The organism is Scytonema sp. PRP1, from assembly GCF_036697665.2.
GTDB classification, from domain to species: Bacteria; Cyanobacteriota; Cyanobacteriia; order Cyanobacteriales; family Nostocaceae; genus Kalymmatonema; species Kalymmatonema gypsitolerans.
Window position 1 is genome coordinate 26,161 of the sequence record NZ_JBAHYJ020000038.1, and the last position, 26,857, is coordinate 53,017.

Genomic DNA, 26,857 nt, shown 5'->3' on the forward strand with positions numbered 1-26,857 from the left:
TAAATGCGTCAAATGGCAAGTTATAACTCCTAACTATAGTATAAGTAGTATTGCTGGGTTTATCTAAGTGTTACATCACTGAAAAACCCAGCTTTTTGCCATGTTAAAATCAAATTATTCCTCTTAATTCCGACCGGATTTACGGAAATAAATAAGCCGAAAGGGTGCTTCTAAGTTACGCTTCGGCGCGTTGAGATGATTTATTTAAAAAACTCTGTACCACTCCAATGGTTAAATCTGCCCCTCCCCTGACCACAAGCCGTAAGCCTTCCAAAGTAGAAGCAATCAAGGAACGCAGCAATTCTTTGCGTGAACCTGTTGCAACTGAAATACTCCAGGACACTACCCACTTTAGTGAAGATGCAATACAAATACTAAAGTTTCATGGTTCTTACCAGCAAGATAACCGTGACAATCGGGTCAAGGGACAGGAAAAAGATTACCAGTTCATGCTGCGGACGAAAAATCCGGGTGGGTTAGTTCCGCCGCAACTGTATCTGACTTTAGATAAGCTGGCTGATGAATATGGTAACCACACCTTGCGAGCAACGACTCGTCAAGGGTTTCAGTTGCACGGGATTTTAAAGAAAAATCTTAAGGCATCAATGGCTGCCATCATTAATAGCATGGGTTCGACGCTGGGAGCTTGCGGCGACCTGAACCGCAACGTGATGGCACCTCCAGCACCGTTTAAAAATAAGCCTGAATATCAGTTTGCCTGGGAATACGCTGATAATATTGCTCAGTTGCTGACACCCCAAACAGGTGCTTATTACGAAATTTGGCTGGATGGTGAAAAAGCAATTAGCGCTGAAGAAAACCCAGAGGTGAAGGCGGCGCGAGAAAAAAATGGTACTGGCACAAGTTTCCACGACAAGGAAGAACCGATCTACGGGACTTACTATATGCCACGCAAGTTTAAGGTTTGCGTGACTGTGCCAGGAGATAACTCGATAGATTTGTATAGCCAAGACCTCACTTTGGTGGTCATAACGAATGACAAAGGAGAGTTAGAAGGATTTGATGTCTTTGCTGGTGGCGGATTAGGACGGACACACAACAAAGAAGAAACCTTCGCCAGACTCGCAGATCCAATTTGCTACGTAGACAAGGATGACGTTTACGATATCGTCAAGGCGATTGTTGCCACTCAAAGAGATTATGGCGATCGCACTGACCGTCGTCACGCTAGGTTAAAATATCTCATCCACGATTGGGGCGTTGAGAAGTTCCAATCTATGGTCGAGAAATACTTTGGCAAACCGCTTGCACCATTTAAGCCACTACCAGAGTTCAAATATCATGACTTCCTCGGGTGGAATGAACAAGGCGACGGTAAGCTGTTCTTGGGTATTTCCATCGACAACGGTCGGGTTAAGGATGAAGGCAACTTCCAACTCAAAACCGCTTTGCGGGAAATTGTCGAGCAGTTTAACTTGCCCATCCGCCTAACACCCCACCACAACGTCATTTTCTACGACATAGAACCAAAGAACAAGCAAGCTATTGAAAAAATTCTCAATCGTTGCGGCATCGTTTTTGAACCAGAGAAAATCGACCCCCTTGTACGGTATGCCATGGCTTGCCCAGCTATGCCCACTTGCGGCTTGGCAATTACCGAATCAGAACGGGCGATTCCAGGAATTTTAGACCGGATTCACGCCCTTTTGGATAAAGTAGGTTTACAAGATGAACATTTTGTGGTAAGGATGACAGGCTGTCCCAACGGCTGCGCTCGTCCTTACATGGCAGAACTGGGCTTTGTGGGTAGCGCTCCCGAATCTTACCAACTTTGGCTGGGAGGTTCGCCAAATCAAACACGGTTGGCGTTACCTTACATGGAACGGCTGCACCATAATGACATAGAAACCCAGCTAGAGCCGATTTTTGTCTACTTCAAAGAGCAGCGCCAGCCGGAAGAAAAATTCGGTGATTTTTGCGATCGCCTTGGTTTTGATGCCATCCGCGAGTTTGCTGCTAAGTACGAATCTCAAACTGTAGCACCGCCAGAAATCACAGATGATGCCGATGGTTTAATCGAAACGATGGCAGATTCGACGACTGCGCCAATTACAGAAGAGAGCGAGCGTCAGGAAGTGGCGATCGCCAACACAACGACTGCAACAAGCAAAACCCGCCGTCGCATTACCTTACAGGATGAGGTTTACAACAAGCTTAAGGAACTCTCTGAGCGCCAAGGGAAGCCGATGACTCATTTGGTGAACGAAGCGCTTTTGGATTACTTGAAGAATCAGTAGAAAGTAGGAACCTCACCCCCAACCCCCTCTGTGCAAGCAGAGAGGGGGCTATTTATTATCTTAGGATTAGAGCTTACGAACGGAGACCTGACCAAATCAGTTACCAGTTATTAGACAAAAATTTTGGTACAAACCCCTGTTTTTAAACATGGAAGTACATAGAAAGATGTCCAAACGAGATACGTAGTACGAGAAATACGGCGTCCTTGTTTAAATCCCCATCAGGTCTTGATGGGGATTAATACCATTTCACGTTAATCGCGATACATTGAAATTCTGTAAAGACGCGCCACCTCTCGTCTCTACACTACCGATTTGTATCATCCTTTTCGTAAAATGGTATAACTGTTCACTGTTCACTGTTAATTGAAATACTCCCTAACTCCCCAGGTGACACTACGGGAATTTCCCCACTAACGAATCCAGATACATCACGGGTAACAATTACATCTAATCCGTGCGCTATTGCACAGGCATATTGCACCGCATCTTCAAAATCTCGGAAATTAAGACTGATCGCTTGTTCAATTACACTTCTATCAACTGGGCAAATATATAAATCTGTCAATATTTGTGTAATTGCATCTTGAGCAGCAACTATTCCTACTGCTTTACGAACAATGTAATAAATGTTGGTAATTGTTGTTGCTGCAATAAACCCCTCTATCTCACCAGCATCAATTTTCTCAAACAACTTTGCTGCATCTTCAACAAAAGGTTCTCGCTCTTGCAAAAAATCAAGAACAACATTTGTATCAATTAAAATTCGCATTATTGATATTTTTCTGTGAGATAAGCTGCATAATCATCTTTAATTTCTTTATTAGCGGATATCTCTGTACCTTTGGCAATACCCCGCAAACGGGATAAATTCCCTTTTTTCTTCGCAGGAGAAGTTTCTTGTTGTAGCGATTCCAACAGGGTTTGTACTAGTTGCCAACGTTCGTTAATAGGCAATTGCAGTGCTTGTTTTTGCAATTCTGGCAAAGTCATAAGCGTATCCGGTGCGTCATCTACCTTCATTGTAAAGCGATCGGATCGCCTGGTAGGGTGCGTTCTTGTCGTTCTGTCTATAACGCACGATCAATGATTAATGGTGCGTTGCGCTGCGCGACAACACACCCTTGTATCTTATGTTAGCAAGTTGGTTTTTAATCAAGCGATCGCAAATACTCTCTGGGTATAATTTAGTCCAGATGGAGAAATTCTGGCTAGAAGAATACTCACAGTTAATCGCTATAATTTTGGTGAGTGTTAGGGAAACTAGCCATGTTAGAATACGACCTGCCACGGTACTTGCCCTCAGCCGAAGAACTACCCGACTCTGACGAAACGCCTGTGGATAATGAACTGCAAGAATTAATACCAGGCTTGCTGAAGGCAATACTGCTAATACTTTGGGCAGAACGCATGGACTGGTTTTTTGGCATAGATATGGGTATTTATTATCACCCTGATAAAGCGCCGATTGTACCAGATGGGTTTTTGAGCTTAGGGGTAGAACGATTTTATGACGAGGAATTGCGTCCCAGTTATGTGTTGTGGGAAGAAAAAGTTGTACCGACTTTAGTGTTAGAGGTGGTATCTCAAACTTATCGTAAGGAATATACGACTAAATTAGATGAATATGCAGATTTAGGTGTACTTTATTACGTAATTTATTCTTCTCGCCGTCGCCGTAAACCGCGTTTGGAAGTGCATAAATTAGTTAATGGCAAGTATGAATTGCAAGTAGGAAATCCTGTTTGGCTGCCGGAAATTGGCTTAGGAATTGGATGCGAACTCGGCAATTATTCTGGTGTAACTAGAGAATGGCTTTATTGGTATGATGAGTCAGGAAAACGTTATCCTACCCCGCAAGAGAAGATTCAACGGTTAGCGGAAAAATTGCGATCGCTCGGCATAGATCCAGATAATCTTGACTGACGCTAATTCCCAGACAATCGACTTGTATTGCACTAAGAAGAACAACAAAACTATTTGTTCTGACTGCGGATGAGTCCTGTAAACCCAGCAACCCACAAAGAGGTGAACACCCACCCAAGAACAATATGCAGCCAGAAATACCAGCGCAACACAATATCTGAACGGGTTTTAAAGAACAAGAGCAAAGTTTTGTCACTTGTTTTTTTGCTATTTGGCAACCAATGACTCTCCTGATGAAAATCAACAATTGGCAGGAAGACATCAAGAGAATAAACCAGTGGATTAAAAACTGGATAATTTACTGAAACTTCAGAGTTAAGCTTTGATTCGTCGAATGGTCCAAAATTAGAAGCGGGTGAAATTAGCCCCGCTTCATAACCACGCCAAAACAAGAACGTACCTAAAATTACGGCTACCAATGAATACCACAAGGCACGTTGCGGTCGATAGCCATAAGCAATAGTCTTTCCAAGGAAACGATTCCAGAACAGTTCCCATCCCTTCAAACCGCCATAACGTAATCGGTCACGCTGTTTTCCAATTAAAATCTCTATAGCAGCATCTTCATGACCATTAGTCCGCAACACTCCGGCTAATTGTTCATAGGGTTGCAGTGCAAATTCTTGTTCCGGTTGAAGCCGTAGCCACTTTAACCGCTGTTTGCTATCAGGTGGAGATGACTCGCTGATTGTATTGTAAGTAAACCCATTGAGATGTAACCTATTTTCACCAGGCCAGCTCTTTGCCTCATCTGCCAGCGTATTGACTCTGGCAAAACTAAGATCCAATATCATCTGCTGGGGATTATTTATTTGTTTGAGATAAAGGGTGTCATCGATTCTCGTACTGACTAGGCTGACTCGCCCTTGGGCTGTAAAGCTATTGGTAAAATAGACATCCCCTTCAATATTTGCTCCATTAATCACCAGAGCATACTTTTCCTGGTTGAAGAAATGACCGTCGCTACAGTCCAAATCACCGCCAATGCAAGCTCCCCACAATTGGACTGCGCCTTTCGCCTCAAAGCCATCGCTCAGGTAAACATCCGCCGTGATATTTGCGCTACTGGCAGACAGGGCATATCCTTTCTCGTTGAAGAAATGACCACTGCTGCAGTTAAGTTGACCGCCAATGAAGGCTCCAAGCAGTCGCACTTCCCCTTTTGCCTCAAAGCCATCTTTCAGGAGGACAGAACCCTCAACCTGTATCCCAGTAGCATTGATAGAAATAACATGAGTTCGTTTTAGGCTCAAAAAGCGTAATCTGGCTTGCAGAAGAGAAATGGACTCTGAGAAAGTACACCTAATAAACAAGAGAGGAACTTCTATCGTTGCAAAACTTAGATCCAGATATCCCTCAACTTTAGCGCCAATAATACATATTCCTCGGTAGGTCAATAGTTCTCGCGCTTTTGTATTCGTACAGAGCCAAACAATTCGGTCCGCAGATAAAGTGCGCTCATGGTTCCACTCATCAGATTTGGCAGGCTCGTTGAGTTCATCAGCGTCACTGCTAAAGTCAGCCGCTTTACCTTGAACCACAGCACGAAATAATTTCTCATCCACTTCGGTAAGATGACCAAATTTTTCTCGCGCTGATGTCAACAACTGTTCTGCACTGTCTCCCATCGTTACGCTGCCTATTTTTTTGAAAAATGAATCAGAGCTTACGCACTCCTAATGTGATTTCAATTATACAACTGTTATTTCCCACTGAAGATAGATGTTTTTATGTATATCTTGTACAGTTATATTGAGAGACAAGAAAACGTTCCATTACGAGGATTACCGTGTGAGAAAATCAGTTTTCTTGCCTTCAAATTCATCACAACCGTTGATACAGTTGCATTTCCTTTTAGGATGATGGTTTTGGAGTCACCTCTAATATCTTTTGAGAGCGATAAAAACAGACATTAAACTCCATGAAAAAGTTAGCTTGTCCTAACAGGAGCGGTATTTGAGTAGCCTGTGTCCAAGCAAATACCAATCTAACAGTCGGAAATTGCCCAATAGTAGCAGAAAAAATTAACACTCGTGCTTCAAACTGTGCTAAGTTTCCTGATAATTGAAGCATTGTTGTTTGCTCTTCCCAAACTGCTCCTAATTCAACTCCAACTTGATAGGGAAGAACATTTACCATCGCTCCCGTATCCAAAAGTCCAATAACTTCCTGTGATTTTTCTCTATAATTCAACGTCAGTGGCAAAAACGGCTTAAAGCTTGCTTCTCCCAAACTGCTATCAGTTGCAATGAAAGAATACCTTGCTGGATTACTCATGATTTAAGGAAGCTTCAGCATTCAACGCCTCTAACATGATATTTGCAGCTTCCACTGCATCGTAAGGAGACCAAACTGGATAGGATGCACCAGATTTTATCAAGTTAGTTTCTTCATTTGCCAGTTCGGCAGCCAGAAGTTGAATTACCATGAGCTTATCTACGCGATTGAGTTTGCGTAATTGTTCAACTAACTCAGTAGATACCATTGTTAACCAAGCGTGTTTACTGATTGAATATCAATTTTGAGGATAACCTCTAATATCATTATTTTGCCCAGATTGTAAGGGGTAAAGTATGCTGTGCCCTTACCTTTTGTGATTAAGCTCTGTAAGCATGAAGCGACTTGAAGTTGTTGCTGATAGTTGAACTCATGAGCTTCATAAATATGTTTCGTAATGCCACACCAAAAGGATTATCCAATTCACCCATTTTCCCTGCGCGCAAGGATTGCTCAACGATCAACTTCATGCGAAGAAACCGCTCTGACTCATACTGTTGGAAAGCAGCTGTGGGATTTGCTTGCTCTTTCAGACACTTAGCGACGACAAAAGCATCCTCTAATGCTGTACATGCACCCTGTCCCATAGTTGGCAGCATTGGATGTGCAGCATCACCCAGTAGCGTAATGTTCTGCTTGCTCCAAGATTGAGTCGGGACACGATCATACAAATCTGTTGTCAGAATATTGGCTTCATCCGTCGTTGTAATTAACTCAGGAACCGATGCAAACCAATCTTGAAACATGGTTTCAAGCTCTTTTTTACGACCAACTGGGGCATCCGGCTGTGCTAGGCGTGCAGTTGCTGCTGCGTACCAATACATCCGCCCTTTGCCCAGCATCATGAAACCGAAGCCTTTGCCACGCCCCAAGAACTCCTGAATGTAGCCGGGACGAAATCCTCTGGGAACGTAATCTGTTAAACCACGCCAAGTCTTAAAATTGCGATAGATGGGTGGTTGATCACCGAGGAGGGCAGCTCGTACGGGTGATCGCAAACCATCAGCCCCGATTAAAGCATCCCCTTCGACTGTTAAGCCAGAACTGAAGTGAGCGCGAACCTTCTCTTCTTCCTGCTCAAATCCAAGGAAGGTTTGTCCTAAAACAAATTTTTCATTGGGTACATTACGCCACAATAGCTGATGTAATTCAGCCCTATGGATGCCAATAACAGGCAACTCAAAAGTATCAACGGGTATATTGACCAACTCCTTGCCGCTTTGGGAATTGAATTGGTAGTTTGTCGTTAGATAGCCAACGCGGAGGGCGTCCTCCAACAAGCCTAAATTTTTTAGGATGTGTGTGGCATTTGCCCAAAGTGCAATACCAGCCCCTACCTCCCGCAACTCCTTTGTTCGCTCATAGACAACTGGTTCAAAACCAACTCTATGCAGAGCAAGTGCAGTTGCAGCACCGCCAATTCCGCCGCCGATAATGATGATCTTCTTAGCTGTTTGCATCTTTCTTTTTTAATCGACAGACTTGTCAGTTGGTTACTCCCTATCAGATCTGTACCCCATTAACAAATTGAGACGCAAGAAAAACGTCCCGTTACGAGGATTGCCTTGTGAGAAAATCAGTTTTCTTTCACTCAAATTCATCACAACCGTTGATACAGTTCCATAGGTAAGACCATCAAAAATATTTTCTCTGACTCGCGACATATGGGTAGGTTTCCTTCGTGATCAAGAAGAATCTTTAACATATCAGCTTCATGTCGTCCGCATTGAGTGGATGTCAGAGACTTTGCTCGAACAATTCGCGCCGCTGAACTTTCAGTTTCTTCGGGGAAATCTATCTTCTCCCCTTTTGAAGTGAGAAATCCATTCGTGTGAACCACAACATTGTTGACTTCCACTTCATTTGAATTGAGAGCAAATAATTGATTTCCAGCAAGTTCAAGATTAAAATACTTACCTGAATCATCAGCGATAAGAATGTTACTCATCGTTGCCCGTTCAGCAGCACTAATGGCATGATATGCCTCATTGAGTGAGGTAGAGTCTAAAACCTTTCGCAGAAGTATATGCACAGGAATTCCTCCTGTCGGTGCTTGACATTTAAGAATGTTGAGGCAAACTCCAACACCCGCAGCGTTTAAGCCGATTTTGACAAAACCTGGCTCTCCTAAAGCAAGAAAACGGAAACCATCCTGTCGTGTAACATCAAAGATGACAGCTAAGTTCTCAAACTCTTCTACCCAGTCCCAATTTTGCCCTAGAATACGGCTCTCTTTAAAGTAAACAGAGGTACATTCATTAGGTGTACTAGACCGAAGTATTTCCGTTCGGGACATGAGCATGACGACTTCCCACAGTTCTCGCCTTGCGTGAGATGCGATCGCTTTGAGTTCAAGAGCATACGGCTCTGAAAATTCTTGAATCCGCTCAAAAAATGCTAAGGAAGTCGCCTTGAGCGAAGCATCAGTCCATTGGGCAAAAAGTTTTGTTCTGTAAAGTTCAAAAGCTTTTTCAATGCGATCGCTAAGCTTAGTACCGTGTTCTGCTCCTATCTCTTCTGGAGAACCTGTTAAACGAACTAAGGGTAATTTTGCTTGAGGATGTTCTTCAATAAGATTTGGGGGAACAATCTTTAAACCTTGAGCAGTAAGTAATTCAACAGTTGAATCTTTACTTATATCAGGGCGAGGTGACACAACAATCGTCTCCCACTACATTAGTTTTTACAACAGGACTTAAAACTCCGCTCAGAAAAAAAGCAAGCGTCTTTATTATCCTTAATCCAATGTCACAACTGCAACGAATCGCGATCGCACCCTCCCAATTCCAACAAGAACAAATCTTGCTGACACCTCAACAACAACATTACCTGGGGCGTGTATTACGTTTATGTGACGGCGATCACTTCATAGCAATGGATGGCAAGGGTAAATGGTGGCTGGCGCAGCTACAAGGAGAAAAAGCGCAGGTTTTAGAACCACTGACAGTAGAAACCGAATTACCCGTATCCATCACACTAATGGTAGCCTTGCCCAAAGGAAATGGATTTGATGATGTGGTGCGGTGTTGTACTGAGTTGGGAGTCGCTGTTATTGCTCCAGTGGTGAGCGATCGCACTTTACTTAATCCCAGTCCTCAAAAACTCGAACGCTGGCTGCGTATTGCACAAGAAGCTGCAGAGCAATCAGAACGCGCTTTTGTACCTACGATATTAGAACCTGTTTCTTTTATTACTAGTCTTGCCACAGAAACGACTGCTCAGCGTTACATTTGTGAGGCGCGTGGCAGTTATCCTCATTTAAGAGAAGCAATCAATCAAGTTTCTACCACATCTGAAATTATGATTGCCACTGGACCAGAAGGAGGATGGACAGAAAAAGAGGTGGAGTCCGCTATTAATGCTGGATTTCAACCAGTTTCCCTTGGTCGTCGCATCTTGCGAGCAGTGACAGCTCCGATTGTTGCCTTATCTATTGTGGCAGCACAGTTAGAATCGGTGGATGTAAAGAATGTCAGTTAGGGAATTTGTACGGCACACATCTTCATCCGCCGTCAGTGGAGAGAGGCTTACTCCCCTTCCAACAAAAAAAGTTTTTCCGCTTCCCTCTCCTAAAACGAGAGGGTTAGGGAGAGGTGGGAAGGGGTTGGGGGTTAGGTTTCTTGGCATAGCCTAAAAGCGTGAAAATTGCTGTAAGCTTACTTATCAAATAAATTGTCGAGACAGGAAACCTCCCATCTCGACAATTTCTTGAAAATTATTAAATAATAGCTGGACAATTGCCAGTTATTATTTGCTATTTACCAAAGTTACCCAGGGGTTTTTACTTGACGTGCCATGTCTAAGTAAGAACTCATGTTCGCACCAGGACGCCGACGACCATTAGTACTAGATGGTACGGCGAGATATTTTGGCGCAAAAGTCGTTTCAGCTGGCTGCTGTTGAATTGCTGCTTTGGCTTTTTCGCTTTGAGCAAGTTCAGGCTTAACGCCATTTGCAGTCTGTACTAGCTGAACTTTAGCTGGTTCTGGCTGGGCGGCAGATTGAGAATCTTTTGTTCCGTTCTTTGTTCCGTTCTTTGTTCCGTTCTTTGTTCCGTTCTGTGTTCCGTTCTTGGTTGCTGCTTTTGCTGCAACTGGTTCAGCCGCTTTCTTAGCACTCGATACTGCTGGTTCAGCCGCTTTCTTAGCACTCGATGCAACTGATTCAGCCGCGTCCTTAGCACTCGATGCAACTGATTCAACCGCGTCCTTAGCTTTCGATGCAGCTTGTTTAGCTGCATCTTTCGTTACTTCGACGGCTTCATCGAGTTCCATGTAGTAACCGCTTTTCTTGCCACCAAAAAGCCCAATAAAGAAATTCAGAACCCCACCGATTAAATTTTTGATAAAACCCAACATTACAATTTCTCCTGCCTCTTATACCTGGAATATGACTGTAATCCTGAAAAAATCACGGAATATTTTTAATTTTTATCAAGATATTCTTGACCCACCCATTCGTCTGTACAACCTAATGATCGTGACAGCCTTCATAGGTTTTTTTCTCAACTAAAGTTGTTTTAACAGCAAGTGACTCATGCTCTTAACTCTTTACTTTCAGCACTTGCCACTTGTACACAGTCAGACTTAATTATTAAATTTTACTGTAACTTGGGGCAATATTTTAAGAGTAGGCTTAACAAAAGTTAACTTATACTTTTAACAATACCTATTCAGTCTTAAGAGGGATGTTGCTCAAGCCAGTAGGGGGAGTGTCATAGCTTTTTGGCAAATGGTAATGACACTCGACTAAATTAGGTAAAGATAGATTTCAATCCCTGATAGGGATTCATACAGTTTAGCCCCTGCCTGGAGATTATAGAATACTACATTCAAAGCATGAGGGCGTATATTCTACTGACTTGAAAACCGCCACAACATTATTTTGTACATGAATAAGGTAAAACAACAGCGAAATCCCGTGTTATTAGTACACGGTATTTATGATACAGGTCGAGTTTTCGATCAAATGATTCCCTACCTGAAACAGAGGGGTTGGACTGTGTATGATCTGGATTTAGTGCCGAATAATGGCAATATGGGTCTTGACACGTTGGCTCAACAAGTCGCTGATTATATTGATGCCACTTTTGAACCAGAACAACCCGTAGATTTAGTGGGCTTCAGCATGGGAGGTATCGTCAGTCGTTATTACGTCCAACGATTGGGAGGAATCAATCGCGTGCAGCGGTTTATTACCATCTCATCACCGCATCATGGCACTTGGATTGCTTACTGTCGTGATGGTATAGGTTGCATTCAAATGCGTCCTGACAGTGTTCTACTACAAGATTTGAATCGGGATATTGGTATGTTAAAGCAGATAGATTTTACCTCTATCTGGACACCTTATGACTTGATGATTGTCCCCGCAACGAGTTCACAAATGCCTCTGGGACGCGAGGTGATAGTGCCAGTTTTGAATCACGCCTGGATGCTGACAGATTCAAGAAGTTTGGCTGCAGTGGCAGAAGCGTTGGCAACTCCAGTTCAACAATTCAAAATACCCTCCGGGAAGCTGCCCTCCGGGCATCTACAAAATTCAAAATTCAAAAACAAACAACCCAGTACTACCAAGTATTCTGTCTCTTGACTGTATGCGTTAAAACAGTGAACAGTACCAGCCACAGTGACGCTTTCTCGGGCTGGTGTGGTTGTACTGACACCAACGCTTTCCACGTTCTTGGTGGGGGACTGAAACATGCAAAGGATAAAACTGATAACCCTTCGGGTATGCCTGCGGCACGTCTGAGCGCAGAGCGTCCCGTAAGGGATACGACGAACGCCAGTCGCTGTGAGTTCGGGAGACCCTCCTGCATAGCGCTGGCTCACTGATAACTGATAACTGGTAACTGTTAAAGGCGATCGCCAATTTGTGTATACTCGGCACTGCCAAAAATTGCTTCAGGGTGACGGTAGTACTTAAACTCCATTAAGTTGTAAAAAGGGTCTTCTAAAAAGAAAGTGCGATGCTCTAAGGGAGAATCAACAAAGCGGTGTTTGGCTTCTTCTTTAAAAAGGAGTTGTCGCTGTTGCGCCCTTGCGAGTAAGTCCTCCCAGTCGTTTTTTGAGGTAAAAATTAGCCCAAAGTGTCTGGGATAGATACTGCGCTGTGGTGCAAGTGGTTCTTTTGTAACGTGAGCTACCAGTTGATGACCGTAGAGATTGAGAATTAGGGCGTTGCGGTTTTCCCGTCCAGGAGTGCAGCCTAAACCATCGACATAGTATGCTTTTGCCTGGGCAATGTCTGTGACGGGAAAGGCAAGATGAAATAGCGTTTGGTTCATTGCTTGTCCTGGAGAATGAGTACTATCTACAGTCTATTCTCCTCATTTGTTTTGGTAGCAATGCAAAATCGTGGTTTGATGACTACTAAATATTCGCCTGCTGCCGTTGATACAATGACCAGTACAAACCTTTTTGTCGCAACAGATCTGCATGGCTTCCCCGTTCAGCAAGAACGCCCTTTTCTAGCACCAAAATTAAATCAGCCCGCTTGAGGGGGGCAAAACGGTGGGCGATGAGAAACACGGTGCGGTTGGTGGAAATTTTTTGGAGGTTTTCCAGAACCTGCTGTTCAGTTTCGCTATCTAAAGCACTGGTTGCTTCATCTAAAATTAAAATCGGCGCTTGCGAGAGAAATAACCGGGCTAAGGCGATGCGTTGGCGTTGTCCGCCAGATAAAGCTGTACCGCGTTCTCCGACGTTGGTTTCGTAACCGTGAGGTAATTCACTGATAAAATCGTGGGCAACGGCACATCTTGCAGCTTCTACGACTTGTTCTGCGGTGATGTCGGGATTACCAAGAGTGATGTTCTCCAAGATAGAACCATTGAATAAAAAGTCTTCTTGAAGAACAACACCAATTTGTTGGCGCAGCGAGGCTAAATCAGCGCTTTTAATATCAAAACCATCAATCAGGATGCGTCCTGATTCAATTTGATAAAGGCGTTGCAATAATTTAGAAAGGGTACTTTTCCCAGAACCACTGCGTCCAACAATACCGACAAACTGTCCTGGTTGGACAGAGAAGGAAATTCCTCGCAAGACAGGTTCAGTACTTTGTCGGTAGCGGAAGAAAACTTGCTCAAAGCTAACTTGACCTTTGAGGGATGGCAAAACTAAACCAGTTCCTGGTTCAGTTTCTGGGGCAACGTTGAGAATATCACCAATGCGGTCTACAGAAAGCAGCACTTGTTGTAAATTTTGCCAAAGCTGTACTAGCCGTAAAAGTGGTGCTGTGACTCTACCAGAAAGCATCTGGAATGCGACTAATTGACCGATAGTCAGTTCTTGCTTAATGACAAGCTTGGCTCCAAACCAAAGAATCAGTAAGCTGGAAAATTTGGTGAGGAAGTCAGCGATATTGCTGCTGATATTCGAGGTGGTAGAGGCTTTGAAACCTGTGCGGACGAAACGGGCAAACAAACCTTCCCAGCGATCGCGTGCTGCTGGTTCTGCTGTATGTGCTTTAACTGAATGAATTCCTGTAATAGTTTCGACAAGAAATGATTGACTATCAGCACTGCGGTTAAAAGTTTCGTTCAGCCAGTTACGCAGAATTGGCGTTGCTATCAGCGTCAGAATGGCAAACAAGGGCAAGACTGCTAACCCCACAAAAGTCAGCGGGATATTGTAGTAAAACATCAATCCCAGGTACACCACAGCAAAGATGCTGTCCAAAACCACAGTTAACGCTGTACCTGTGAGAAATTGACGGATTTGTTCGAGTTCCTGAACTCGTGCAACTGTATCTCCTACCCGCCGAGACTCAAAATAAGCCAAGGGTAAGCGCATCAAGTGGCGAAACAGCTGTGCCGATAAACTTAAATCTAAGCGACGGGCGGTATGGGTAAAAATAAACAGTCGCAGGATACCAAGAACTGCCTCAAATATTGCTGTGGACAGGAGTGCGATCGCCATGACATCAAGAGTTGGCAAACTCTCCTGCACCATCACTTTATCAATAACGACTTGTGTAATTAGTGGTGTTGCCAACCCCAAAAGCTGCAATGTAAAGGACGCCAGCAGCACTTCACTCAGCAATCCCCGATACTGCCAAACTGCTGGAGTGAACCAATTGAGGTTGAATTTTTCTTGCTTGTTGATCAGTTCTACTTGCCACAACTGCCCATCCCAAGTCGCTTCAACGACTGAGCGTGGTATGCTTTCACAGGTGTGATTAGAATTTAAGGGATTGCCAACAGTCAGGCGATCGCCCTTAAGGGCATACGCAACCACCCAACTTCCCTCTCTCGCTTCTGATGCTTCCCAGCGCAACAAAGCTGGAAATGATAATTGTCGCAACTCATTCCAAGTGACTTGCAGCCGCCGCAGCACAAATCCTAACTTTTCTGCTGCTTCCACAAGATGTTTCGGTCGCTGTCCTCTAATTTGGCGTTGTACCCATTCCAGTTGCACTGGATTATCTAACTGTTGCGCCACCATTGTTAAACATGCAGCCGCCGTATTCCAGCTAGAGACAAATGGGTATGTTGACACAGGAGTGGGAGAGTGAGGGCGTGAGAGAGGGAGGGAAAATTCTTCGGTTCCTCCCTCCTTCCCTCCCTCACTCCTATTGTCCTCGTGGTCTTCTTGAGTGCCTAACCAAAAGTTTTCAATTTGTGGTGTGGAAAGTTCTGCCCACACTGCTGTCGTGGTGCGCACCACGACGACTTCTTTACTAGCAGCGACAGCCTTGCATTCCACAGAAAACCTGTTTAAGTCACCGAACCAATCTCCTGACTGTAGCGTTGCCAAAGGCTTACTGACATTTTCTTCGCGCAAACGGACTTTTCCAGAAACAATTAAGAATTGGAAACCTCCTGCTTCTTGTGACCAGATTTTTTCTCCTAAATTGTAGCGAAGAGTTTCTGACACCTGTTGCAGTCGGCTTTGTTGTTCAGGAGTTAGCCAGCACAGCGGTGGTTGATTCCAAGGTAGAGACGCTAGCACACTATTTTCTGAAGATTCCTCACCTAAAAGTTTTAATTCACCTGCAATTTTACCGTTAGTTTTTGGATTTTCTCTGCTAGCCATTTCTCAAACAACTCGTTTTGTAGTGCTTGCCTTAGTTGAGTATCTTCTAATGACGCTGACAGAAATTGTTCCACACGAAACAATCCATACCGTCCTTCTAGTTCTATCGGTCCTACTAATTGTCCGGGACTAGCGATATCAATAGCTGCTCTGAGTGTATCTGGCATTGTTCCCCGACTCACAGGTCCCATCATACCGTTGACAATTTTGTCATCTGCTAGTGAATATTCTTGAGCAAGTTGCTCAAAGTTTGCTCCTTCTTCGATTTGCGTTTGTAGTTCTTCAGCGAGTTCTTGGCTATCAACAATAATTCGCGAGACTACCACTCTATCTAGATAAATTTTACGCTCGATGAAGTATTCTTGCAGCTTTGATTCTGTAACGACAGCTTTCAGTTTTTCTACCTTAAAACCATAAGTTACTGATGAATGAAAGGTATCATAATCCGTCCCGTTACTCTGTAGCCATTCTTGAAACCTAGAAGGGTCTGTCAACTGATTTTTTAGGCGAAAATCAATTATAGTCTGTTCGGTCAAAGCAGGACTGATAAATATATCTTCTCGTGTTTGTAGTTCTTGTTCAATCACGTACTGACGGAGAATGTCTCCAATGAATTGTCCCAATTTTCCCGAGGCTTGCAAATATTTTACTGCTTGTCTATAAGAAATTGGTTGGTCATCTATGGTTAAAAATGATGAAATTTCCATAAACTTAAAAAGTTAATGAGTAGAAAAAGTTACAAAAAAACAACATACAACTTTTGAAAAAATAAAATTGCATTTTAATTGACAATTTTAGGCAAAAATAGTGTGACAATCCGAAGCGGTCTTAGGCGAGAGTGACAACCAAATCTTAAGAGAATTGGTAGAAAAGACTCAACCTTTTAGAAAAAGAATTAGGCAATGACATTTGCCCATATCCAGGCAAGTAAAATTGCTGTACTAGCGCCGATCAATGTGTTGAAAATATTTACCACTTCATTAGTGAGCCAGTGAAAGCGAGATTGCAGTGTTGCTCCGATCACACTTTCTAAATTGGTGGCAATGAATGCTGCTACAACACACCAAAGGACACCGTACAAATCTATCAAACCTACTCCCCAACCAAGGAGTGCTAGAGCAAGTGACGCTACAGCACCCGCTAAAGTTCCCTCTAAGCTGATTGCCCCTTCAGTTCCCCGTGCCACTGGTTGCAGCGTGGTAATCAGAAAAGTGCTTTTACCATAAGCCTTACCCACTTCGCTAGCACAGGTGTCAGAAAGCTTTGTACTAAAACTCGCCACATAGCCCAGCAACAATAAGGTGTAGGGCGTAGGGTGTAGGGTTTGAGACGTAGGAAAGATTCCCAAACTTATCGCCCATACTCCCAACGCACATAAAGCCGCAGTTAAAGCAGAACCCCAGACATTTTCTGGACCTCTAGCACCAGAACGCTTTTCTGCAATGCCTTCTGCTTCTTTCTGCGCCATACCTACGCGCGTAATCAAAGAACCAACAAGAAAATAGAACATGACTACTATGTATCCCTGCCATCCTAGTGTTCCCCAAATCAGGACGCCAAGTAACCAACCGTGGAATAATCCAGCTGGAGTCAGCAACTTTTTGGGGACAATCCAAGCCACAACCGCCAAGATAGAGTTCAATCCTACTCCAACTAGCCAAGGATTCAGAGAATTAATGGAAGAAAACATTATAAGCCACTCATCTTTATTACGAGTTTTTTTGCCAAAGTACCAATAGAATAACTAATTTAGAACAGATGTGATTGCTGAGCGCAACCCCCCAGTTGTGTAAGAAATATTTAGCATTATCGTATTCTAGATTACACTCCGTCTTTCTTTGAACACGCATCTTAGTTCTCTGCAATTTCTCAAGAGACCATAACTCATCGTAGAGAGGGGAGGATAAGATTCAAAAATAAATTTTTTCTAGAGATGGCGACAAAGATAGCCTTTTTACCGTTCTACCCTAATTTATCTGCAACAGAAGCTTAACTATGAAGATTCAGTAAAATTTTCCTATTTTTTTAGTAAACTAAGATACATACCTATTTTTTTTTCTTTAGAGAAAGTCGATATTGATGTTGATGTAATATATACTGTCCATATACCCTTAACATATGTCAGAAACTGTTCCTGGGAAGTTTCTAGAAACGGCTAAAAACTTTAATACTGGTATAAGCCCTCAAATATTTAGCGACACATTAAGTACCAGTCATAGCAATTTCTACAGCTTTACCCTGAAAGGTCGTAGCAGTTTTGACCTTGCTCTGGAAGATTCTAGCAAAAATGCACACGCAGATTTGAAAGATGCAAATGGTAATGGTGTGGTAGATGACGGTGAAGTCATAAATGGTTCTATTTTTAGTAGCATAAATGCTGAATCAATTAGTAAAACCTTAGATGCAGGCTCTTATTACATCCAAGTCTATATTGATGAAGGCTTAGAAACGAACTATAAATTAGCTGTTTCCGCAACGCCTATTGATAATGCTGGAGATTTCTTCCAGGCTGTCCGTAATGTTACTGTTAATTCCCAAACTAAAAACTACAGTGATTGGGTAGGTCTATCAGACACGAACGACTACTACAAATTTAGCCTAAATACCAACAGTGACTTCAAATTAGGACTCACTGAGGTGAGTGATAATGCAAATCTGCGATTACTAGACGTTAACGGCAATACGCTTACAAGTTCCGTTAACTTCGGTACGGCAAATGAATCAATACGCACTTTAGATGCGGAAATTTACTATGTACAATACCCATACGAGGGCAGTGAAACTTTCTATAACCTAAGTTTGTCAGCAACCCCTGTATCTGGTAATGTTTTACCACCGATTCCCAATTCTGTTGACACATCATCTCTGGCTTCTAGCGACACACAGCCGCCCACTCCTGCTTCTTCCAGTACACCTTTACCCCTTGACAGCACGACATCTTATATTAAGGGAACTCTCCGGGCAGATACCTTTGCTTACCAGTCTGCATACAATCGGACAGTGTACTCTGGCAATGGTAACGTTGACTTTGGTAGTGGAGCGCGAGACTTACTGGATCTATCTTCATTTTTGTCTACAGATGCCACAATCAACTTCAATTTAGTAGAGTCCACAGGTGGTGTTGTCTACAACCCAGGCAATGGTAATCGCCTATTTGATGCCATAACTTTCAGCAACGGCAAAGAAATTTTGTTTGAGGGCATTGAAGCCATTAAATTTGCAGACAAAACAATTAGCTTATCAGTGACACCCAATGACCCGATGTTTGGGCAACAATGGAACCTACACATGATGGGTGTTCAAAATGCGTGGCGTTTGACGACTGGTTCCAGCAACGTACTTGTGGGAATTGAAGATACAGGCTTAGCTGCCAATGGAGGTAATCTTCACCCCGATTTACGTTCCACCAATTTTTTAAGTAACAACTACTTGGATGAAATGACTAACTCCACGGCACATGGTACTTCAGTTCAAGGAGTGATTGCTGCTGCTAGTAATAATGGCGTGGGGATGAGTGGTATCAACTGGAGTTCTGATGTTTTCCATATTGATGTTATGGGTGGTGACGCTGGAGATTCCGATTTGGTGAGTGCTACACAAGCATTGATTAATCAGGCAAACAGTAAAAGTCAGCGTTTGGTAGTCAACCTGAGCTTGACTGGTGGTAGTTCACCGCAATTTGAACAAATCATTGCTAATAACCAAAATACCTTGTTTGTGGTTGCAGCGGGAAATACTGGTGCCAATAGTCTTGAAAGCCCTGCCGACTTAGCGAAGAAGTATGGCAATATCATAGCGGTAGGTGCTTCTTCGGGACTTAAAGACTGGTATGGCAATCCAAAAACACCCGGAACACGCATCTCCTATCAAGATAAAGGATGGTGGAGTTCCAACACAGGAGATGGTCTGACTTTAATGGCACCATCTGAGTTTCCCACAACCAATGCTACCAAGTCCTCTAATGCTTTTGCGTTCGGCTATGATAAGAGTTTCAATGGCACTTCAGCAGCAGTACCAAACGTGACAGGAGTTGCTTCATTAGTATGGAGTGCTAATTCAAATCTCACTGCTACCCAGATCAAGTCGATCCTGTCACAAACAGCTTACGATTTGGGTGCAGCAGGCTATGATACAGAGTACGGTTACGGCTTTATTAATGCCGATGCAGCTGTCAGGAGAGCAAAGGCTCTTGCACAAGGTGTAGGATAAAATCTAACCTAAACCTACTGAAAATTTCCCTAAATTCTCCCTGCGCCATTTGGCATCTGCTTTGCGATTTGTCCGCAACTCTAAAACCCGAATTCCCTGAGTTGGAAGTGGGTTTAATCTTGAAACCAAGTGCTTCCAAGAGGTCATCAATTCATGTTCAACACCATAAGTGGCACATAATTGAGCAAAATCAATATCTTGCGGAGTTGCAAAAAATTCTTCAAATGGTGGGTCAAATTTGGAAATGGGTAGCATTTCAAAAATTCCACCACCATTGTTGTTAATTAACACAATGGTGAGATGTCCGACAAACTTATTTCTGATTAAAAATCCATTGGTATCGTGCAATAAGGCTAAATCACCTGTCAACATCACACTGCTTTGATGGCGATGGGCAATTCCCAAAGCGGTGGACAATGTGCCATCAATGCCATTTGCACCTCGGTTGAAAAAGGGATGCACTTCTGAGTGACTTGGTTTCCAGAAAAATTCAACATCCCGCACTGGCATACTGTTGGCAATAAAAATGGGTGTTTTTGGTGGTAAAGTCTGAGAAAGTAACCAAGCAGCTTTACCTTCAAATAACTCCTCTGTTGTTGTCAGTGTTTGGTCAACATCTGCCCTAACTTTTGCTTCTACTGCACACCACAGTTGGAGATACGATGAGGAAGATGAGGAGGATGAGGAAGTCATTGCTTCCCCTGCTTCCCCATCTCCCCATCTGCCCAATTCTTCTATACTTATGCGTAGGTGAGTTGTTCTCCCGTGCAGAGGATCGAGGTTTTGGTCGCTTGGGTCAATGATCCAGCGTCGCGCTTGGGTGGAAGTTAACCAGTTACGTAATTCTTTACTAGTGGGCAATTCCCCAATTTGAATGACCACGTCTGGTGTGAGCTGTTTTGCCAATTCCTGATTCCGCAAAATGAGGTCATAGGTGGAAATAATATGAGGATTTCGGTCAGCGTAGTTTCTTACAGGAGAGAGTCCCTCTGCTAAGACGGGGAATTTTAGGGTTTTGGAGAGTTGAGCGATCGCACTACAATATTCCTGTGGTCTTTGCGGTTGGGCAACACCAGCAATGATGATTCCTCGATCAGATTTTAACCACTCTTCCAAAAAGGGAGGTGAGGAGATCGGCACATGGGCAGATGCGGTGATGGTTGTTATATGAGAAAAGAAGTCTTCTAGGTCAAATTCAGACTGTAACAATTGTAAAGACGTTGTCTGCAACATCTCTACATTGGGGATGGGTGCAAGAGGGTCGCGAAAGGGAAAATTGAGATGTACTGGTCCAGGTACAGAAGTTTGTGAACGTTCCCACGCATGAATCATCATTTGCCGCAAATAAGCCAGCATTCCTATCTCCACGGAGGGAATAGCTAACTCTGTTTGCCAGTTTGGGTAATTGCCGTATAATTTTAACTGGTCTATAGTTTGTCCAGAGTGGCAATCTCGCAATTCTGCTGGTCTATCAGTGGTAAACAGCAGCAGAGGTATACGACTTTCTTTAGCTTCTATCACCGCGGGGTAAAAATTCGCTCCCGCTGTCCCAGAGGTGCAAACAACGACCGTGGGGCGTCCGGTTGCTTTGGCTTGACCCAAGGCAAAAAAGGCAGCAGAACGTTCATCAAGAATCGAAATCGCTTGAATATCGGGTGATTGTTGGGCAAAGGCGACTGCTAGAGGTGTGGAACGGGAACCCGGACAAATCACGACACAAGTCAATCCAAGGCGCTTTAATGTCTCGGCTGCAATCGACGCCCATACAGTATTAATGTTTCTAAAATCAATTGTCATCAACCTTGAAAGTCCAAAAGTTCTAAGTCTTGAGTTCTGAGATATGGGTGTTGACCGCATTCTCTGGTATATATGAACTACACGCTACCCGCCTACGGCGCTTGGTAGCGGTTTCTGACGCTTCTTCGCCCCCAGTTGCCGCATACTTCCGCACGCGATAGAGCTGGGCGACTCTGCGCCTAAAGAGGCAAGTTCCTTACCCCTTGCCCAAATTAAATTAACTTGGGCTGCATTTACATCTCTGTCTTCGGTATGTTGGCAAGCAGGATTAGAGCAAACATGAACTCTGTCGTTTAGAGTTTTAGGTGTTAGCTCCCAACACTTGGCACATCGCTGAGTGGGTTTAAGTGTTTTGGTCGGTGACTCAACGTAGAAGCCACCCGCCTCTGCCTGTTTGTAGGCAATCATGTCCCCAATCGTGCCAAAACTAACATCTAATATACTTCGGTTTAATCCTGCTTTTTGCCGTTTCTTTTTCTTGCCCTTCTTCGTCATACCTTTGATATTTAGTTGTTCTCCAGCAACTAGGCTATTACCGCTAACTATGTTGCTGGTTGTCTGATGTAGCCAATTTTCACGGCAGAGGGCTATCTTGCGCTGTAGTTTAGAAACCTCCTTTGTTGCCTTTTTCCAACGGCGTGATGCTTTAATCTTTTTGTTGCGATTGGGTGCGCGTTTACGTCTCAGTTTCTTGGATGCAGCCTTAACTTTCTGTTGTCCTTCTTTGATGAAATCAGGCTTGGCAATCTTCTCCCCAGTTGAAAGCGTAATTGCATCCTTACATCCCAAATCAATACCAACTGCACCGCCAACAGTGGATCTAACTGGTTCGCACTGCACCGTAATAGATGCGTACCATTTGCCATTACGACATAATATCGTGCAAGTAGTAGGTGTTCCCCAAGTCCTGGCATGACCCCGCATCTGAATCTTACCGAGATTGGAAACATAGAGATATCCATTACCACCCTTCGACTCAACCTTCCAACCCGCCTTGCAGGGATAAGTCCATCCTGAATAGTGGCGAGAAGCTTTGAACTTGGGATAGCCCCCTAATCCTTTGAAGAAGCGGTTAAACGCAAAATCTACCCGCTTTAAAGTGGCTTGGAGGGCATGAGAACCAAGAGGTTTGTACTCTGTCCAAACTTCTTTAAAAGCGGGTAGACAATTTTGCTGCTCTTGGTAAGAGACGGAATGACCAAATTTCTGGTACTGGGTTTTGCGGTTATACACTGCCGCGTTGTAAAGACTACAGTGCAACTTGCGCCAATAGTGAAGGGTTTCTTCCTGTTGGCGGGTTGGGTACAGTCTGAAAGTAACGCGGCGTGTTGCTATCATGGGAATTAGTATAGCATCATATATGACACCATGAAAAGATTTAGCTTGAGACTTTCAGAGCAAGAACATACGAGGATAACTGCGTATGCAAATTTTTGGGAGATGTCCGTAAATGATGCTATTCGTGAAGCGATTAGAGCTTTGGTTGGGAATCCACAAAGGCTAGAGCCGCTAGATTCCCCCGCTATCCTTCCCCATCCCGCGGACGCTGAGGATGGGGACTGACGCGGAATTGTTCAACCAACTTTCTTATCGTAGATGAATCAGGAAATTCAAGGCGTTGCTAAATACTAAAAGTACTCACTCGGGACTATTTTTATGGACTGTATTCATTTAAGGAAAATTCGCGGCTATGGCTACACTGGGTATCTGCAAGAGGAACAGGTGCTAGGACAATGGTTTGAGGTGGATCTGAGGTTATGGCTGGATCTCTCAAAAGCTGCTGAAACCGACGCAATAGAAGATACTCTCGATTACCGTAGTGTGATCAGCTTGGTGCAAAATCTGCTGAAGACATCAAAGTTTTCTTTGGTGGAACGGTTAGCAGCCACCATTGCAGATTCTATTTTGGCGTCAAGCGATCGCGTGGTACAAGTTCAAGTTGTTTTGAGTAAACCTGCTGCACCCATCCCAGACTTTGGTGGCGAAATCAGCATTGAACTGACTAAAACTAAGTCTAAGCCTAACGCCTGAAGTCCAGGATTAATATTCGCTTGCTGTCAATATCTGGCACTCCTTCCCTAGCCCTCCCCACTTGTAAGCAGGGAAACAAATTTTCTACGTTCCCGTCATCTCCCCGGAAAGGGGAGAGTGCGGGGGAATTGAGGAGGTTTCAGGAATTTATACAAGATGTCTATCAATAGAGATAGCAATTTTCTTTTGTTCTGTGATCATTCCAATACGTTCGTGTCGTACCGTACCCTCAGCCGCTCTTCGGGCTTCTACTATTGCACAACAGAAATAAGTAGACAGTTAAAAATGACAAGAAAGCTAGTTTTATAGCCATTATAGCCGTGTGCTTTCTGCCTTCTTAATACTAGGCATCTTGGCAGTTGCTTTCAGATAAAAGTGTTATATATTGTATTAAATTTCATCTATCAATTTAGTTGAATACATAAAATGAATGGATTTTAATATGTCTCAAATTAACTCAGTTATAGTATTGGTTATTTTTTATACTTAAAAAGAAAAGGTGTTTGTTACTACAAAAACGGTTGTAGCTGAGCAAAAGATTTCTTTTATACCTGCTATTTTTACACTACCCAGATGTCAAGTTAGTAAATTGACATTGATATAATGAAATAATTCAATTAACTTTGTCCGGAAGTTAAGAAAAGTGTTAGAAGAACAATATTTAGTTTAAAAAAAAACTGCCTATTTAGTATTTTATAGAGTAACTATGCAGGTATTTTGAAGATTTACTATTATGGGATGATTCACTTTAAATTGAGTGAATGAATCTTTTTCAGAAAATTATCAGCTAATTCAGAGGGAGAGCTTAATATGGCTAGTCAAAGAATTTTAGTCGTTGAAAATGAAAAAAAAATAGCATTAGATATTAAAAAGAGATTGCAAAAAATGGGTTATTTTGTTTATGATATTAGTTCTTCGGGAGAAGAAGCTATAAAAAAGGTAGAAGAAACAAATCCCAACTTAGTCTTAGTTGATATTTGTTTATCAGGAACAATAAATGGTGCACAGGTTGCTGATATTATCATAAAAAATTTTGAAGTTCCAGTTTTATATTTAACTGATTATTCAAAAATACAAACAATCAATGAAAATCGATTAACCGAACCTTTTAGCTATATTACTAAACCAGTTACTGAACGAGATATGCATATTGCTATCAAAATGGCTCTTTATAAACACCAAACCAAAAGAAAACTGCTGGAAGAGAAGCGAAAGTTTCTAGCAATTCTTAAAAGTATGGGTTCTGCAGTCATGATCACAGATACTTCTGGTTGTATTTGTATGATGAATCCAGTGGCAGAAGCGCTTACAGCGTGGAAGCAAGATGAAGCCGTTAATAAGAATTTAACAGAAGTTTTGAGCTTGGTTGACAAGGATACAGGGCTAATGATCAAGGATTTAACGGCCCAAGTCATACAGACGGGTGTCGTTTTGAATCTACCTGAAACCTTGACATTAATAACTAAGAACTATACAGAAATACATATTGGCGGTAGTATTGCTCCCATTCGCGATGACGATGGGAACATGATTGGCGCAGTTTTAGTTTTTCAAGATATTACTCAACGTAAACTCATAGAAGCACAACTTGTACGCAATGCTTTCTACGATGCGCTCACAGGACTACCGAATAGAGTTTTATTCTTGGAGAGGCTGACCCAAGTGTTTGAGCGGGGAAAACGACGAAACAATGATCGCTATGCTGTTTTGTTTTTAGATTTGGATGGCTTCAAGAAAATTAACGATAGTTTTGGACATAGTGTGGGTGATGATTTGTTGATGGAGGTTGCTCGACGTTTAGAATCGTGCTTACGCAGTGGCGATACCGTAGCACGATTTGGTGGTGATGAATTTGCGATTCTCATCGAAGATATTAAAGACGTGACCGACGCAACGAACGTTGCCAAACGTATTCAAGAAAGCTTAAAATTGCCACTTGAGTTGAAAGAACATGAAATACTAATTGCAGCTAGCATTGGTATTGCTTTAAATTCTAGTAGTTATGAGCAACCAGAAAATCTGCTGCGGGATGCTGATATGGCTATGTACCATGCAAAGCAACAGGGAAAAGCTCGTTATGTTGTGTTTAATTCCCAGAAGTCACTCGATACTAATGATTAATCTGCAAAAATTTTTGTAGTAACGCTTGTATTTCCGGTTGCTTAATATAAACATCTGCCGCTTCGATTAAATTATTGATATTCTCTTCACTGACATCATCAATGTCATCGCTCAACCGTTTGCCAGTTAACTCCCTATCAAGTTTAAATTGCAATCGCAAATGACGCTGATCAAGGATTTGGCTGGTAATGTAGTCGTAAACGTCTGATGAAGCATCAAACAAGACATCGACAATCGGTTGTGCCCATTGTAGAACACCCCATTGTTGAACTTTTTCAAATGGGATGACCCGCGTAGCATCGCCCGTTCCTATGGAAAGAACAGTAATTTCTTCCAGCGAATGACCCAATCTTAGCGCTTCGGCAACGGCACAGCTAGAGGGGTTATTGGCAGCGACAGCCCCATCAATGGCAGAGTATATAGTTTGAATTGAATAAGTTGAGGTCTCGTCAGGTATCTCAAGCCAAGGTGCATTGACCAACGCTTGTCGATTTGCTCCCACATACCTTTTAATAGTGCGAGATTGTCCACTACCTGTGCCACTTGTGATGCTTAGAAGCGTATCCTTATATATATCTATGGTTGAAGATGCATCCTCATCTAGAGTTATACTGTCTAGTGTCGCCTTTTGAACTTTTCCATCTATTCTCTTGTCTAGTTTATGGGCTGGGAAATAAGTTGGAGCAGATCCCGAACAAACGCACGCCTCCCACAGAGGAACATTACCATAACCTTTGTCTTGACGCCAGCTTTTAAAAATAATTGGTTGCCGCTCAATCGTGTCATAAGAAACAATTAATAGTAACGGCGAATCGATATCAAACAGTGTTGTCTCCCCGCAAGTCTGTTTTAGGACTTGAATCAAGCCATTGTCTGAATATTTAGGAGCAGAAAAACCATACCTCAAAAGTAATGGAATTCTCTGCAGCGAAAAACGCTTTTGATAAGGAAAGAGTATTCTGCCGTTTTGCTTGTAAAATTGAACAATTTCTTCACTTCTGGATCCTTTGGCAATGGTTGCTGCTAAAATTGCCCCTGTAGAAGTCCCAGCAATTAAGTGAAAATACTCATTTAAAGGTTGATTTACTTGCTGTTCAATGTCTGCCAGTATCTTTGCCCCAATGACTCCCCAATCCCCCCACCATCCAAGCTCAAAATCCGAAAAGGCATAGTTTCCCCAATCCTCGATTATTTAAATTT

The 26,857-nt window shown here is 42.9% G+C and carries 22 protein-coding genes; 7 read left to right on the plus strand and 15 right to left on the minus strand.

Annotation, left to right across the window (positions count from 1 at the left end; genetic code table 11):
• Positions 1-227 precede the first annotated feature (227 nt).
• Complete coding sequence (gene sir / locus V5G28_RS07465; RefSeq protein ID WP_332992452.1) at positions 228-2,258, plus strand: sulfite reductase, ferredoxin dependent; 2,031 nt, start codon at positions 228-230, stop codon at positions 2,256-2,258.
• Between the two features lie 349 nt (positions 2,259-2,607).
• Here the strand turns inward: sir and V5G28_RS07470 are convergent, their stop codons facing one another.
• Complete coding sequence (locus tag V5G28_RS07470; protein WP_332992454.1) at positions 2,608-3,030, minus strand: type II toxin-antitoxin system VapC family toxin; 423 nt, start codon at positions 3,028-3,030, stop codon at positions 2,608-2,610.
• Positions 3,030-3,281, minus strand: a complete 252-nt coding sequence (locus V5G28_RS07475) for a hypothetical protein (RefSeq protein WP_332992456.1) — start codon at positions 3,279-3,281, stop codon at positions 3,030-3,032. Before V5G28_RS07475 ends, V5G28_RS07470 begins: the two co-directional genes overlap by 1 nt.
• 246 nt (positions 3,282-3,527) lie before the next feature.
• On the opposite strand from V5G28_RS07475, the gene V5G28_RS07480 reads away from it, so the two are divergent.
• Positions 3,528-4,184 (plus strand): Uma2 family endonuclease, encoded by a 657-nt coding sequence (locus V5G28_RS07480; RefSeq protein ID WP_332992458.1) that lies wholly within the window; start codon positions 3,528-3,530, stop codon positions 4,182-4,184.
• 50 nt (positions 4,185-4,234) lie between these two features.
• Here the strand turns inward: V5G28_RS07480 and V5G28_RS07485 are convergent, their stop codons facing one another.
• From V5G28_RS07485 to V5G28_RS07505, 5 genes are all read right to left on the minus strand, one after another.
• Positions 4,235-5,812, minus strand: a complete 1,578-nt coding sequence (locus tag V5G28_RS07485) for a hypothetical protein (RefSeq protein WP_332992460.1) — start codon at positions 5,810-5,812, stop codon at positions 4,235-4,237.
• Positions 5,813-6,038: 226 nt separating this feature from the next.
• Positions 6,039-6,461: a hypothetical protein gene (locus V5G28_RS07490; protein ID WP_332992462.1), complete on the minus strand. Its 423-nt coding sequence runs from the start codon at positions 6,459-6,461 to the stop codon at positions 6,039-6,041.
• Entirely contained in the window at positions 6,454-6,669 is a 216-nt protein-coding gene (locus V5G28_RS07495) for a hypothetical protein (protein WP_096561695.1), read from the minus strand. Before V5G28_RS07495 ends, V5G28_RS07490 begins: the two co-directional genes overlap by 8 nt.
• 112 nt (positions 6,670-6,781) lie before the next feature.
• Entirely contained in the window at positions 6,782-7,921 is a 1,140-nt protein-coding gene (locus V5G28_RS07500) for an FAD-dependent monooxygenase (RefSeq protein WP_332992466.1), read from the minus strand.
• A 140-nt stretch (positions 7,922-8,061) separates the two neighbouring features.
• A complete protein-coding gene (locus V5G28_RS07505; RefSeq protein ID WP_332992468.1) occupies positions 8,062-9,117 on the minus strand; it encodes a C45 family peptidase in 1,056 nt (351 codons plus the stop codon).
• Positions 9,118-9,206: 89 nt separating this feature from the next.
• Between V5G28_RS07505 and V5G28_RS07510 the strand changes: the two genes are divergently transcribed.
• Positions 9,207-9,941, plus strand: coding sequence for a 16S rRNA (uracil(1498)-N(3))-methyltransferase (locus tag V5G28_RS07510; RefSeq protein ID WP_332992469.1), 735 nt, complete (start codon positions 9,207-9,209; stop codon positions 9,939-9,941).
• A 287-nt stretch (positions 9,942-10,228) separates the two neighbouring features.
• Here V5G28_RS07510 and V5G28_RS07515 read toward each other — a convergent pair whose 3' ends face one another.
• Positions 10,229-10,819 carry a hypothetical protein gene (locus tag V5G28_RS07515; protein ID WP_332992471.1) on the minus strand — a complete coding sequence of 197 codons (591 nt, stop codon included), beginning with the start codon at positions 10,817-10,819 and terminating at the stop codon, positions 10,229-10,231.
• 532 nt (positions 10,820-11,351) lie between these two features.
• Here V5G28_RS07515 and V5G28_RS07520 point away from each other — a divergent pair.
• Entirely contained in the window at positions 11,352-12,053 is a 702-nt protein-coding gene (locus tag V5G28_RS07520; RefSeq protein WP_332992472.1) for an esterase/lipase family protein, read from the plus strand.
• A gap of 262 nt (positions 12,054-12,315) precedes the next feature.
• Here V5G28_RS07520 and V5G28_RS07525 read toward each other — a convergent pair whose 3' ends face one another.
• From V5G28_RS07525 to V5G28_RS07540, 4 genes are all read right to left on the minus strand, one after another.
• Positions 12,316-12,747: a VOC family protein gene (locus tag V5G28_RS07525; RefSeq protein WP_332992474.1), complete on the minus strand. Its 432-nt coding sequence runs from the start codon at positions 12,745-12,747 to the stop codon at positions 12,316-12,318.
• 85 nt (positions 12,748-12,832) lie between these two features.
• Complete coding sequence (locus V5G28_RS07530; RefSeq protein WP_332992477.1) at positions 12,833-15,499, minus strand: type I secretion system permease/ATPase; 2,667 nt, start codon at positions 15,497-15,499, stop codon at positions 12,833-12,835.
• Positions 15,448-16,206 carry a foldase protein PrsA gene (locus tag V5G28_RS07535; RefSeq protein WP_096561681.1) on the minus strand — a complete coding sequence of 253 codons (759 nt, stop codon included), beginning with the start codon at positions 16,204-16,206 and terminating at the stop codon, positions 15,448-15,450. Before V5G28_RS07535 ends, V5G28_RS07530 begins: the two co-directional genes overlap by 52 nt.
• A gap of 188 nt (positions 16,207-16,394) precedes the next feature.
• Entirely contained in the window at positions 16,395-17,189 is a 795-nt protein-coding gene (locus V5G28_RS07540) for a TIGR00297 family protein (protein WP_332992480.1), read from the minus strand.
• 428 nt (positions 17,190-17,617) lie between these two features.
• On the opposite strand from V5G28_RS07540, the gene V5G28_RS07545 reads away from it, so the two are divergent.
• Positions 17,618-19,708 carry a S8 family serine peptidase gene (locus V5G28_RS07545; protein ID WP_332992482.1) on the plus strand — a complete coding sequence of 697 codons (2,091 nt, stop codon included), beginning with the start codon at positions 17,618-17,620 and terminating at the stop codon, positions 19,706-19,708.
• Positions 19,709-19,711: 3 nt separating this feature from the next.
• Here the strand turns inward: V5G28_RS07545 and menD are convergent, their stop codons facing one another.
• Together menD and V5G28_RS07555 are read right to left on the minus strand one after the other, a co-directional pair.
• Complete coding sequence (gene menD / locus V5G28_RS07550) at positions 19,712-21,505, minus strand: 2-succinyl-5-enolpyruvyl-6-hydroxy-3-cyclohexene-1-carboxylic-acid synthase (protein WP_332992484.1); 1,794 nt, start codon at positions 21,503-21,505, stop codon at positions 19,712-19,714.
• A gap of 84 nt (positions 21,506-21,589) precedes the next feature.
• Complete coding sequence (locus V5G28_RS07555; protein WP_332992486.1) at positions 21,590-22,843, minus strand: RNA-guided endonuclease InsQ/TnpB family protein; 1,254 nt, start codon at positions 22,841-22,843, stop codon at positions 21,590-21,592.
• A 318-nt stretch (positions 22,844-23,161) separates the two neighbouring features.
• Between V5G28_RS07555 and folB the strand changes: the two genes are divergently transcribed.
• Positions 23,162-23,536 carry a dihydroneopterin aldolase gene (folB, locus tag V5G28_RS07560; RefSeq protein ID WP_096561675.1) on the plus strand — a complete coding sequence of 125 codons (375 nt, stop codon included), beginning with the start codon at positions 23,162-23,164 and terminating at the stop codon, positions 23,534-23,536.
• Positions 23,537-24,346: 810 nt separating this feature from the next.
• Positions 24,347-25,657 carry a GGDEF domain-containing response regulator gene (locus V5G28_RS07565; RefSeq protein ID WP_096570483.1) on the plus strand — a complete coding sequence of 437 codons (1,311 nt, stop codon included), beginning with the start codon at positions 24,347-24,349 and terminating at the stop codon, positions 25,655-25,657.
• Here V5G28_RS07565 and V5G28_RS07570 read toward each other — a convergent pair.
• Positions 25,647-26,849 carry a patatin-like phospholipase family protein gene (locus V5G28_RS07570; RefSeq protein WP_332992510.1) on the minus strand — a complete coding sequence of 401 codons (1,203 nt, stop codon included), beginning with the start codon at positions 26,847-26,849 and terminating at the stop codon, positions 25,647-25,649. The genes V5G28_RS07565 and V5G28_RS07570 overlap by 11 nt on opposite strands.
• Positions 26,850-26,857 lie beyond the last annotated feature (8 nt).